We start from the raw sequence: 11,613 nt of genomic DNA on the forward strand, positions 1-11,613 counted from the left end.
TCGTCGGTTGCGCGGTGGGGGCGGCCGGAGGCCGGTCAGCTGAAGCCCGTGGGCAGGTACTCGTCGACGTTGTCCTTGGTCACGACGGCCGAGTAGAGGGTGATGGAGGCCGGGATCTCCAGCTCGGACATCCCTCCCACGCCCTTCTTCTGGCCGAGGGCGCGGGCCAGGTCGATGGCGGAGGCGGCCATGGTCGGCGGGTAGAGGACGGTCGCCTTGAGCACGCCGGTGTCGGCCTTGATGGCGTCCATGGCGGACTTGGCTCCGGCGCCGCCGACCATGAGGAAGTCCTTGCGGCCGGCCTGGGCGATGGCGCGCAGGGCGCCCACCCCCTGGTCGTCGTCGTGGTTCCACAGGGCGTCGAACTTCGGCTGGGCCTGGAGGAGTTGGGCCATCTTCGCCTGGCCGGACTCGACGGTGAAGTCGGCGGCCTGGCGGGCCGTCTTGCGGATGTTGGGGTAGTTCTTCAGGGCGTCGTCGAAGCCCTGGGTGCGCTGCTTGGTCAGCTCCAGGCTGTCCATGCCGGCCAGCTCGATCACGGTGGCGTCCGGCTTGTCCTTCAGCTTCTCGCCGATGTAGCGGCCGGCGTTGAGGCCCATGCCGTAGTTGTCGCCGCCGATCCAGCAGCGGTAGGCCTGCGGGGAGGCGAAAATGCGGTCCAGGTTGATGACGGGGATGCCGGCCTTCATGGCCTGGAGGCCGACCTGGGTGAGTGCCTTTCCGTCGGCGGGCAGGATGACGAGGACGTCGACCTTCTTGTTGATGAGGGTCTGGATCTGGCCGATCTGGATGGCGGTGTCGTTGGAGCCCTCGGTGATCTCCAGGGTGACGTCGGAGTACTTCTTCGCCCGGTCCTTGGCGTTCTGGTTGATGGCGTTGAGCCAGCCGTGGTCGGCCTGGGGGCCGGCGAACCCGATGGTCACGGGGGTGCCGGGCTTGTCGTCGGCGGCGGGGACGCCGCTCGCGGCCGGGGCTGTGTTGCCGGCGTTCCTGGGCTCGTTGCTGGTGCAGGCGGTGAGCAGCGCTCCGGCGGAGACGGCGGCGGTGCCGAAAAGGAGGCCTCTGCGGCTGGTTTGTGGCATGGCGGCGGGACCCTTCTGGGTGAGGGGGCGGTACGGGGTTCGGTGCGAGGCGGTGGGTCAGGCCTCGCCGGTGCGCGCGGTGCGGCGCTGGACCAGGACGGCGGCGACGATGATCGCGCCCTTGGCGATCTGCTGGACGTCGCTCTGCAGGTTGTTGAGCGCGAAGATGTCGGTGATCGTGGTGAATACCAGGACGCCGAGGACGGAGCCGGCGATGGTGCCGCGGCCGCCGGTGAGCAGGGTTCCGCCGATGATGGCGGCGGCGATGGCGTCGAGTTCGTACAGGTTGCCGTTGGTGTTCTGGCCGGAGCCGGACAGGATGATCAGCAGGAAGGCCGCGATGCCGCAGCACAGTCCGGAGAGCAGATAGAGGTAGAGGCGCTGGCGGCGTACGTCGATGCCGGCGAGGCGGGCGGCTTCCGCGTTGCCGCCGACGGCGACGGTGCGGCGGCCGAAGGTGGTCCGGTTGAGGATGAGCCAGCCCGCGACGGTGACGGCGGCGAAGACGAGGACGAGCGGCGGGATGCCGAGGACGTAGGCGTCGGGGATGCCGAGGTCGAGGACGGACTCGACGGTGACGATCTGGGTGCGGCCGTCGGTGATCTGGAGGGCGAGTCCGCGGGCAGAGGCGAGCATGGCGAGGGTCGCGATGAACGGCACCATCCCGCCGTACGCGATGAGGAGCCCGTTCACCAGTCCGCAGCCCAGGCCGACGACGACGGCGGTGAAGAGGATGCCGGCGAAGCCGTACTCCTGGGTGGCGAGCGTGGTCGCCCATACGGAGGCGAGGGCGACGATGGCGCCGACGGAGAGGTCGATGCCGCCGCTGGTGATGACGAAGGTCATGCCGACGGTGACGACACCGATGACCGAGGCCTGGGTGAGGACGAGCTGGAGGTTGGAGGTGCTGAGGAATTCGTCGGGCTTGGTGAGGCCGCCGACCGCGACCAGTACGGCGAGCACCCCCAGCAGGGAGAGGGTGCGGGCGTCGGCCCTGAGCCCGAGCGTGAGCCGACCCCCCTCCCGCACAGGCGCCTTGGTGTTCTTGGCGGTGGACAGCGTCATGACGCCGGGCTCCCTTCCATCACGAGGTCGAGTACGCGGTGTTCGTCGAGCTCGCGGGCGGGTGCCGTGTGGACGACACGGCCCTCCCTGAGCACCAGGACACGGTCGGCGAGGCCCAGCACCTCGGGGACTTCGCTCGACACGAGGAGGACGGCGAGGCCGTCGTCGGCGAGCCGGCGGATGACGGCGTAGAGCTCGGCGCGGGCTCCGACGTCGACCCCCCGGGTCGGCTCGTCGAGGAGCAGGACCCGGCAGCCGCGCAGCAGCCACCGCGCGAGGACGGCCTTCTGCTGGTTGCCGCCGGAGAGGGTACGGATCCGGGCGTCGGGGTTGTCGGGCCTGAGGGAGAGTTCGCGGGTGGCGGCCCGGGAGGCCGCGCGTTCGGCACCTCGGTCGATCCAGCCGGCGCGCGAGAAGCGGGCGAGGGTGGAGAGCGAGACGTTGCGGGTGACGGACTCCAGCATCAGCAGGCCCTGGGCCTTGCGCTCCTCGGGGGCGAGACCGAGCCCGGCGCGGACCGCGTCCCGGACGCTGCCGGGGCGCAGGGTGCGGCCGTCGACGACGACCCGTCCGGCGGTGGCCTTCCTGGCGCCGTAGATCGTCTCCAGGATCTCGGAGCGGCCGGATCCGACGAGCCCGGCGAGTCCGACGATCTCGCCTGGCCGTACGTCGAGGTCGACGGGGGCGAACTCGCCGTCCCTCGCGAGCCCTTGGACCCGCAGCACGGGTGGGGCGGCCGGGGGCTGCGCGGGGCGCGGCGGGAAGACGTACTCGACGTCGCGGCCGGTCATCAGGGCGACGATGTCCCGGGTGGGGGTCGAGGCGGCGGGCAGTCCCCCGGCGACGGCCCTGCCGTCCTTGAGGACGGTGACGCGGTCGCCGATGCGGCGGATCTCCTCCAGCCGGTGGGAGATGTGGACGACCGCGACCCCGGCCGCGGTGAGGTCGGCGACGATACGGAAGAGGTTGTCGACCTCGTCGGGGTCGAGCGCGGCCGACGGCTCGTCCATGACGATGAGGCGGACGTCGTGGGAGAGCGCGCGGGCCATCGAGACGATCTGCCGCTGGGCGGCGGAGAGTTCGCCGACTCGTCGGGCCGGGTCGATCTCGGGGTGGCCGAGCCGCTTGAGGAGTGCGGACGTGGAGGTCCGGGCGGCGCGGCCGCGGACGACGAAGCCTGCCGTGGTGGGTTCGTGGCCGAGGTGGACGTTCTCGGCGACGGAGAGCCCTTCGACGAGGTCGAGCTCCTGGTAGATGGTGGCGATGCCGAGACGCATCGCGGCGATCGGGGAGCGCAGCCGGACGGGGGCGCCGGCCCAGGTGATCCGGCCGCCGTCGGGCTGGTGGGCGCCGGCGAGGACCTTGATGAGGGTGGACTTGCCGGCGCCGTTCTGGCCGAGGAGGCAGTGGACCTCGCCGGGGGCGACCTCGAGGTCGACGCCGTCGAGGGCGCGGACGCCGGGGAAGGACTTGGTGATGCCGGACATGGTGAGCAGGGGCCGGGCTTGAGGCACGGGCGGTTCTTGAGGCGCGGGTGGGTCTTGAGGCACGGGCGGGTCTTGAGGCAGGGGCGGATCTTGAGGCATGGGTGAGGTCCCCTCGGCGGGTGCGGGTGTGCGCCTGAGCGGGTGGGAACTGAGGTGGGGCCGGCGGGTGCGGCTCGGTGGTGGGCTTGTGCCCACCCGTCCCGCCCTGCGGCTCGGTGGTGGGCACAACCGAGCTGTTACGCCGGGGAGAAGAGGTGGTCGCTGATGAGGCGGGCCGCGCCGGTGACTCCGGCCGCCGGGCCCAACTCGCCGAGCACGATGGGGAGATTGCCGGTGGCCAGCGGCAGGGACTGCCGGTAGACCTGGGTGCGGATACTGGCGAGGAGGTGGTGTCCGAGGCCGGTCACCCCGCCGCCGATCACCACCAGACCGGGATTGAAGAAGCTGACGAGTCCGGCGATGACCTGCCCGACCCGGTTGCCGCCCTCACGGATGAGCCCGAGCGCGGTGGCGTCCCCCGCGGCGGCGGCCGCGGCGACGTCCACGGCCGTGAGCCGGCCGGCCGCCGCGAGGCGTCCGGCGAGCTCATCCGACCGGCCGCCGCGCGCCGCGTCCTCGGCGTCGCGGGCCAGGGCGGCTCCGCTGAAGTGGGCTTCCAGGCAGCCCTTGTTGCCGCAGGCGCAGGAGCGGCCGTCCGGTTCGACCTGGATGTGCCCGATGTCGCCGGCGCTGCCCGTCGTACCGCGGTAGACCTGACCGCCCACGACGATGCCGCAGCCGATGCCCGTACCGATCTTGACGCAGAGGAAGTCGCCGACCGAGCGGGCGACGCCCGCGTGCTGCTCCCCCATGGCCATCAGGTTCACGTCGTTGTCGACCATGACCGGACAGCCGAGTTCCTGGCTGAGCGCCTCCCGTACGGGGAAGCCGTCCCAGCCGGGCATGATCGGGGGCGCGACCGGGATGCCCTCGGGGAAGCGGACCGGGCCGGGGACGCCGATGCCGGCGCCGTCGAAGCCTTCGGCGAGCCCGGAGGCGCGCAGTTTGGCGGCCATCGACAGGGCCTGCTCGAAGACGGCGACGGGGCCTTCGCGGACGTCCATCGGGTGGTTGAGATGCCCGAGCACCTCCAACTCGGCGTTGGTGACGGCCACATCGATGGAGGTGGCGCCGATGTCGATGCCGAGGAAGCGGAGTTCGGGGGCGAGCCGGATGTTGTGCGAACGGCGGCCGCCCCGGGAGGCGGCGAGTCCGTCCGCGACGACGAGTCCGGTCTCCAGGAGCCGGTCGACCTCGACGGCGAGTTTGGATCGGGAGAGGTCGACCTGATCGCCCAGCTGCGCACGGGAGTTGGGTCCTCCGTCGCGCAGCAGCCGGAGCAGTCGCGCCTGGTGCGCGTTGGCAGGCCGTGCCGTCATGCGTCTCACGCGCCCCTCCCTCTCCGTCGGGCTTTCGAGGGGAACGTAGCAGCGGTGTCCCGGGCTGGGAAGAAGTCGCGCAGGAATCGGGTAGGACTTTTTCCTGGGTGAGGACAAAGCCGGGTGCGGGAAGGTCCGGGAGGAGGCGGTCAGCGCACGTCGACGAGGCGGGCGGAGACGACGACGTTGCCCTCGTACCCCTTCTGCTTCGAGAACCCTCCCCCGCAGGTGATGACGCGCAGCTCGGGGTGGGCGGCCGCCTTGTAGATCCGCTCGGCCGGGAAGCCGTCCTTGGGGACGACCTCGATGCCGTACACGGAGAAGACCGCCGTGCGGCCGTCCTGGCGGGCGATCTCGATGCGATGCCCCTTGTTCAGGGCGCCGAGGTCGTAGAAGACGGCGCGCCCGTCGGGTGTGTCGACATGGCCGACGACGACCGCGGTGCCCTTCTCGCCCGGGGTGACGGCGCGGGTGAACCAGCCGGCGAGGTTCCTCTCGTACGGGGGCGGGGTGTCGATCCATCCCTCGGCGTCGAGGCCGACGCCGGTGACGGGTGCGTCGATACGGACGGCCGGGACACGGACGTGTACGGGGCGGGAGGCGGGCAGCGGGGCGGGGACGACATCGGGGCGGGCGACGGCGGCGGCGTGGTCCGGGGCCGCGGCGGCGAGCGGCTGCGGGGGGCCTGCGGTCGGCCACTCCTCCGTACCGCCGCGCACCAGGTGGACCCCCACCAGCAGGACGACGGCCAGGACACCCCACGCACCGCGCGTGCCCGGCCCGCTCGGCAACCCGCTCGACCCCTGCACGGTTCGCCCTCTCCCTCGTACGCGCGTGTGCCGCGCACCGTATGCCGTATGCCGTATGTCGTATGCCGATATGGGCGATGTACGCGATGTGTGCGCTGGCGCCCCTCCGCCCCGGACCTCGTCACCCCGGGGCGGAGGAGCCGTATCAGGAGCGGCCGTCGGCGCGGCGGCGGCGCATCAGCAGCACACCGCCGCCGAGTGCGCCGGCGATGAGCGCGGAGCCCGCGACGACCTCGGTGGTGCCGAGCGCGTCCGTGCCGCCGCCGAAGCCGGCCTTCACGCCCTTGGGGGCGCCGGTGTCGTGGCCGCCCGTCGTCTGTCCGCCCGTCGTCCGGCCGCCGGTGGTCTGGCCGCCCGTGGTCTGGCCCCCGGTGGTCTGGCCGCCGGTCGTGTGGCCCGGGGACCCGCCGGCGATGGTGAGGGGCGTGGTGCCCTTCTCGCCCTTGCAGTCGAAGGTCACCTGGTACTCGGCGCCGACCTTGGCGTCGGCGTCGACCGTGGCGGTGCCCGCGTGCCCCTCGTTGAGGGTGACGGTGTCGAAGACGCCGGACGAGACGGTCACGGTCGGGACCTCGCAGCCGTCCGACTTCAGGGTGACCGTGCCGCCGGGGGCGACCGTCGAGGGTGAGACGGAGAAGCCGAACGACGTGATGTTGTTCCCGGTGCCTTCGTCGGCCACGGCCGTCGGCGCGCCGAGGCAGACGGCAGCGGCGGCGGTGACGGTGGTGGTGGCGGTGACGAGCAGGGCTGCGGGAGCAACACGTATCGCGCGCATGGCGATCCTCCAGATCACGCGAGGGGGTGTGTGTGCGGGCGGTCTCCGCACACGGCCGGAAATGTCCCTCGACGCGATCGAAGCTAGGTGGGCCCTCTTCCCGCCGCCACCGGGCTCCGCCGAACGGGGGGTCAGCCCTGGCTGTGCGCGCGGTAGGTCGTACGGGTGTGTTCCGTGTGGGCGCGCATGACCGCCGTCGCCCGGGCCTCGTCGCGCGCCGCGATCGCGTCGATCAGTTCCCGGTGCTCCTTCCAGGACTGCTCGCCGCGCCGGCGGGCGACCGGCGTGTAGTACCAGCGCACGCGGCGGTCGACCTGGCCGGCCAGCTCGGACAGGACGAGGTTTCCGGCCAGTTCCATGACCTTGGCGTGGAAGGCCGCGTCGGTCGCCACGGTCAGCTCGAGGTCGGCGTCCGCGACCGCCTGTTCGCCGCGCGCGCAGAGCTCCTCCAGCGCGGCGGTCCCGGCGGAGCCGGAGTTCGCGGCGGCGAGCCGGGCGGCCTCCGCCTCCAGGAGCGCACGGACGGAGAGGAGCTGGTCGGCCTCCTCGTCGGTCGGCTCGTGGACGAAGGCTCCCTGGGCGGGGCGCAGGTCCACCCAGCCCTCGGTGTTCAGCCGCTGGAGCGCCTCGCGCACCGGCTGCCGGGAGACGCCGAGGTGTCCGGCGAGTTCGCTCTCGACCAGATGCTGACCGGGGCGCAGGGCGCGGGTGGTGATCAGTTCGAGCAGCGTCTCGTAGACCCGGTCGCGCAGCGGCCCGGGCCGCTCCAGCCTGGGCAGGGCCCCTTGCGGCAGTCCTGCGGACACCATCGCGGCCCCCTCGGTTCGCCGTAGGCGATCAGCGCGGATTGGCTATCGCGGATTGGCTATCGTCTACAGTCTACCGGCGCGTAGGTCCCGGCCATGCGGCCCGCCGCCGTCTCGGCCGAAACGCGGCTCCACGGCGCGGCTCTACGGGACGCGGACGACCTGCCCGGCGTACGAGAGGTTGCCGCCGAAGCCGAAGAGCAGGGTCGGCGCCCCGGACGGGAGCTCGCCCCGCTCGACCAGCTTCGCGAGCGCCAGCGGGATCGAGGCGGCCGAGGTGTTCCCGGACTCGACCACGTCACGGGCGACGATCGCGTTGACCGCGCCGATCTTCGCGGCGAGCGGCTCGATGATCCGGAGGTTGGCCTGGTGCAGCACGACACCGGCCAGGTCCTCGGGCGCGAGCCCCGACCGCTCGCACGCCTGGCGGGCGAGGGCGGGCAGCTGCTGGGTGGCCCAGCGGTAGACGGACTGGCCCTCCTGCGCGAAGCGCGGCGGGGTGCCCTCGATACGGACGGCGTGGCCCATCTCCGGGACCGATCCCCACAGCACGGGGCCGATGCCAGGCGCGCCCTCCCCGTCCGCCACCGCCTCGACGATCGCCGCGCCCGCGCCGTCACCGACGAGGACGCACGTCGTGCGGTCGGTCCAGTCCGTCACCTCGGTCATCTTGTCGGCGCCGATGACCAGGGCGCGCCGGGCGCCGCCCGCCCGGATCGCGTGGTCGGCGGTGGCGAGCGCGTGTGTGAAGCCGGCGCAGACCACGTTGAGGTCCATGGTGGCGGGCGAGGCCATGCCGAGCCGGGCGGCGACGCGGGCGGCCGTGTTGGGCGAGCGGTCGATCGCCGTGGAGGTCGCGACGAGGACCAGGTCGATGTCGGCGGGGCCGAGCCCGGCGGTGGCGAGCGCCTTGCCGGCGGCGTGCGCGGCGAGCTCGTCGACCGGCTCGTCGGGGCCGGCCATGTGGCGGGTCCTGATGCCGACCCGGCTGCTGATCCATTCGTCGCTGGTGTCGACGAGCGCGGCCAGGTCGTTGTTGGTCAGCACCTTGGCGGGCTGGTAGTGCCCGAGCGCGGCGATACGAGTGCCCGTCATGCCCGGGACCCCCTTGGGTTCATGTGACGCGTGGTTGTTGCTGTGGTTCGTGCGGAAGCAGGAACCACCCAGTCTTGCCAGCGACTGATCGGTAACCAGGCACGTAAACCACCAAGATTCACCCGTACCTGTTGGGAGACCGTGACAAGGGGCGTTCCGTACCTCCTGTCGGCCACCCCTCCATACTGCAGACAATATTTCGTCGACATGCCCCTCTCTCGCGGTTGGGGCAGGGGCAACTCGGCGTCCTCGCCCCCGAACGGCCATCGGCTGCGTCGTCCACGCCGCGACCGAGCTGAGCGGCCCCGGGATCGTCCGCCACCTCGAAGGCACCCGGTTCTCCATGGGCGAACCCGACCGCTCGGCGTCCGAGCGGTGGGAGGTCTTCGCCGAGGCGATGCGCGCCGGGGGCCTGAAGGACCCGGTCGAGCCGGAGTTGCGTGCCGACATCTGGCGCAAGCTGCTCGGCAACATCTCGACCGAGACGACGACGGTCTGCGCGTACTGCGGAACGGGCTGCAACCTGACCCCTGCACGTGCAGGACAATGAGGTCGTGAAGGTCACCTCATCAAGGGCCGCTTCGGCTTCCAACACGTACAGAACCGGGACTGATGTGACATGGGACGGGTCACCGAGCGACGGCGCGTCATCCGGATCCGCGGCGAGGCGGTGAACGAGCGGCCGGACACGCTGGTGGCCGAGGAGCCGCTGGAGATCCGGCTGAACGGCCGGCCGCTCGCGATCACGATGCGCACGCCCGGCGACGACTTCGCGCTCGCCGCCGGATTCCTGGTCAGTGAGGGGGTGCTCGGCGCCGCCTCCGACGTACGGAACATCGTGTACTGCGCGGGCGCCAAGGACGACGGCACGAACACGTACAACGTGGTGGACGTGCAGCTGGCGCCGGGGGTCCCGGTCCCGGACATCACCCTTGAGCGGAACGTGTACACGACGTCGTCGTGCGGGCTGTGCGGCAAGGCCAGCCTGGACGCCGTCCGCACCACCGCGCGCTTCCCGATCGCCGACACTCCCCCGCTCCGGCTGACGCCCGCGCTGCTCTCCCGCCTCCCGGACCGGCTGCGTGCGGCGCAGCGGGTCTTCGACCGGACCGGCGGGCTGCACGCGGCGGCGCTGTTCTCGGAGGACGGCGAGCTGCTCGACGTACGGGAGGACGTGGGCCGCCACAACGCGGTGGACAAGCTGGTGGGCCGCGCGCTGAGCGACGGCCGGCTGCCGCTGGACCGGGCGGTCCTGATGGTGTCGGGCCGGGCGTCGTTCGAACTGGCGCAGAAGGCGGTGATGGCGGGCATTCCGGTGCTCGCGGCGGTCTCGGCCCCGTCCTCGCTCGCCGTGGACCTGGCCGCGGAGACGGGGCTGACACTGGTCGGCTTCCTGCGCGGTCCGGACATGAACGTGTACGCGGGTGAGCACCGGATCGCCCTCGGCGCCGCGGCCTCCCAGGGCTGACGCACTCCGCCTCGCATGACTCGCCATCGCCGAGTGACCAGCGGGAGCGCGAAGCACGCCCGGCGGATCTCACCGAGGACGACCGCGTCGTTCCCGTCGACGAGGATGCGTCCGACCTCGGTCGCCAGCAAGCGTCGGCCCGGATGGACCGGTGACGGATCCAGGGCGTGGCGTCACCGCGCTCGCCGACCCCGTACGCATGGCTCTCGTACGGGAGTTGGCGGGATCGCCCGAGTGGTCGCGGGCCTGCGGCGGGCGGAGTTCGACGCCCGCTTCCCGGGGCTGCTGGAGCTGGTGCTGCGCGCGGATCCCCGGGGACGGCCTCTAGCGGGCGCGGCGTGCCGTCGCGGCGGGCGGGTCGATCATCTGGAGGGTGAGGGTGGCCGGGGGTTCGGCGATGCCCGGGCCGCCCGCGGCGGTCCAGGCGAGGATGTCGTCGAGGCAGTCGTCGTCCACGGTGAAGCCGATCCAGGCGGCGCGGCCGCCGCGGCGGCGGCCCTCGGTGGAGGGCTGGACGACGACCACGTTCGCCTGAGCGCAGGGGCCGAGGCAGTCGCTCGTACGGACGGACAGCCGGCCACCGGAGGCCGCGGCGGCCTCGCGGAGGCGGGCGAGCTGTCCGGCGTGGTCGATGCCGGGGTTCTTGCGGGCGTCGCCGCAGCAGCAGCCTCGGCAGACGACGAGGGAGCAGGGGCGGGCGCCGTAACGTATCGGGACGGGCGTCACGCGCGCGGCCCTTCCAGGGTGATCTCGGAGACGGGGGCGACCGTGCCGAGGCGCGGGAAGTCGAGCGTCACCGAGGCGTGGTGCTCGTCGGCGGTGAGGGCGGTCATGGCGTCCTCGGCGAAGACGGGCTCGTAGCCGAGGTCGCAGGCGGCGCGGGCGGTGGACTCGACGCCGAGGTTGGTGGCGATGCCGCCGAACACGACGGTGGTGACGGAGTGTTCGGCGAGGAGTTCGTGCAGCCCGGTGTCGTGGAAGCCGCCGATGGTCCGCTTGACGACGACGTGGTCGCCTTCGTGGACGAGGGAGGGGACGAGTTCGCTGCCGGGCGGCTGGGTCTCGACGTTCGGCCGCTCGACCCTGATGTGGACGACGGGCGCGCCGGCGGCCCGGAAGTCCTCGGCGAGGCGGGCCGCGGCGGCGACGACGTCGGTTCCGGGGCGGGGTGCGAGGGGCAGCGCGACGATGCGTTCCATCAGATCGACGAGGACGAGCGCGGTGCGGCCGGGATCGAGTGCGGGCATGGGAGCACGGTATCCGCCTCGTTGATCTTCGCGGGCGGGGTGGGATGTGATCCCGCCAACGCGCGGACCGTGCGTGAGGTTGGCGTGGGTCGGTCCCGCCAACGACCGGGCGGTGCGGGGGGCGACGCGGGTCGGTCCCTGTGCGCCGCGCAGAGAGCGGTACGTGCCAAGGCCCGGCACGAGCTGGGCCTTGGGCCCCGTGCAGGGAGCGGCCGCGCCAGGCCGGCGTGGGGCGGGTCGTGGCCGCCGCCGACGGCGGGGCGGCAGGCGGCTGGGTGCCCTGGACGGCAGCCGCCGCGCACCGGCTGAGCGCGGGTGCGCTGCCCCGCGCCCGGCGGGCCGCCGGGGGCCGCTCGCGGTG

The 11,613-nt window shown here is 72.6% G+C and carries 11 protein-coding genes and 2 pseudogenes; 3 read left to right on the forward strand and 10 right to left on the reverse strand.

What is annotated here, in order from left to right; all coding sequences use genetic code 11:
- Positions 1-35: 35 nt before the first annotated feature.
- From FDM97_RS22455 to FDM97_RS22490, 8 genes are all read right to left on the reverse strand, one after another.
- On the reverse strand, positions 36-1,082 hold the full coding sequence (locus FDM97_RS22455) for a substrate-binding domain-containing protein (RefSeq protein WP_137992303.1): 1,047 nt from the start codon (positions 1,080-1,082) through the stop codon (positions 36-38).
- Between the two features lie 57 nt (positions 1,083-1,139).
- Positions 1,140-2,147, reverse strand: a complete 1,008-nt coding sequence (locus tag FDM97_RS22460) for an ABC transporter permease (RefSeq protein ID WP_137992304.1) — start codon at positions 2,145-2,147, stop codon at positions 1,140-1,142.
- On the reverse strand, positions 2,144-3,634 hold the full coding sequence (locus tag FDM97_RS22465; RefSeq protein WP_175439422.1) for a sugar ABC transporter ATP-binding protein: 1,491 nt from the start codon (positions 3,632-3,634) through the stop codon (positions 2,144-2,146). Before FDM97_RS22465 ends, FDM97_RS22460 begins: the two co-directional genes overlap by 4 nt.
- Before the next feature lie 236 nt (positions 3,635-3,870).
- Positions 3,871-5,052, reverse strand: a complete 1,182-nt coding sequence (locus FDM97_RS22470; protein WP_137994966.1) for an ROK family transcriptional regulator — start codon at positions 5,050-5,052, stop codon at positions 3,871-3,873.
- A 149-nt stretch (positions 5,053-5,201) separates the two neighbouring features.
- A complete protein-coding gene (locus FDM97_RS22475; RefSeq protein WP_137992306.1) occupies positions 5,202-5,861 on the reverse strand; it encodes a class F sortase in 660 nt (219 codons plus the stop codon).
- Between the two features lie 145 nt (positions 5,862-6,006).
- Positions 6,007-6,636 (reverse strand): respiratory nitrate reductase subunit gamma, encoded by a 630-nt coding sequence (locus FDM97_RS22480; RefSeq protein ID WP_137992307.1) that lies wholly within the window; start codon positions 6,634-6,636, stop codon positions 6,007-6,009.
- Positions 6,637-6,767: 131 nt separating this feature from the next.
- Positions 6,768-7,445: a GntR family transcriptional regulator gene (locus tag FDM97_RS22485; protein WP_137992308.1), complete on the reverse strand. Its 678-nt coding sequence runs from the start codon at positions 7,443-7,445 to the stop codon at positions 6,768-6,770.
- 141 nt (positions 7,446-7,586) lie between these two features.
- Positions 7,587-8,537, reverse strand: a complete 951-nt coding sequence (locus FDM97_RS22490; RefSeq protein ID WP_137992309.1) for a beta-ketoacyl-ACP synthase III — start codon at positions 8,535-8,537, stop codon at positions 7,587-7,589.
- A 181-nt stretch (positions 8,538-8,718) separates the two neighbouring features.
- On the opposite strand from FDM97_RS22490, the pseudogene FDM97_RS22495 reads away from it, so the two are divergent.
- The 3 genes and pseudogenes from FDM97_RS22495 to FDM97_RS36570 form a co-directional block, all read left to right on the forward strand.
- Positions 8,719-9,015, forward strand: a pseudogene (locus tag FDM97_RS22495) (oxidoreductase); the annotation flags it as partial.
- Between the two features lie 141 nt (positions 9,016-9,156).
- Positions 9,157-10,005 carry a formate dehydrogenase accessory sulfurtransferase FdhD gene (gene fdhD, locus FDM97_RS22500; protein ID WP_137992310.1) on the forward strand — a complete coding sequence of 283 codons (849 nt, stop codon included), beginning with the start codon at positions 9,157-9,159 and terminating at the stop codon, positions 10,003-10,005.
- 172 nt (positions 10,006-10,177) lie between these two features.
- Positions 10,178-10,314, forward strand: a pseudogene (locus FDM97_RS36570) (transcriptional regulator); the annotation flags it as partial.
- Positions 10,315-10,329: 15 nt separating this feature from the next.
- On the opposite strand, the gene FDM97_RS22515 reads toward FDM97_RS36570, so the two are convergent.
- Together FDM97_RS22515 and FDM97_RS22520 are read right to left on the reverse strand one after the other, a co-directional pair.
- Positions 10,330-10,731, reverse strand: coding sequence for a (2Fe-2S) ferredoxin domain-containing protein (locus FDM97_RS22515; RefSeq protein ID WP_137992311.1), 402 nt, complete (start codon positions 10,729-10,731; stop codon positions 10,330-10,332).
- Positions 10,728-11,252, reverse strand: a complete 525-nt coding sequence (locus tag FDM97_RS22520) for an isochorismatase family protein (RefSeq protein ID WP_137992312.1) — start codon at positions 11,250-11,252, stop codon at positions 10,728-10,730. Before FDM97_RS22520 ends, FDM97_RS22515 begins: the two co-directional genes overlap by 4 nt.
- Positions 11,253-11,613: the final 361 nt, after the last annotated feature.

The organism is Streptomyces vilmorinianum, from assembly GCF_005517195.1.
GTDB classification, from domain to species: Bacteria; Actinomycetota; Actinomycetes; order Streptomycetales; family Streptomycetaceae; genus Streptomyces; species Streptomyces vilmorinianum.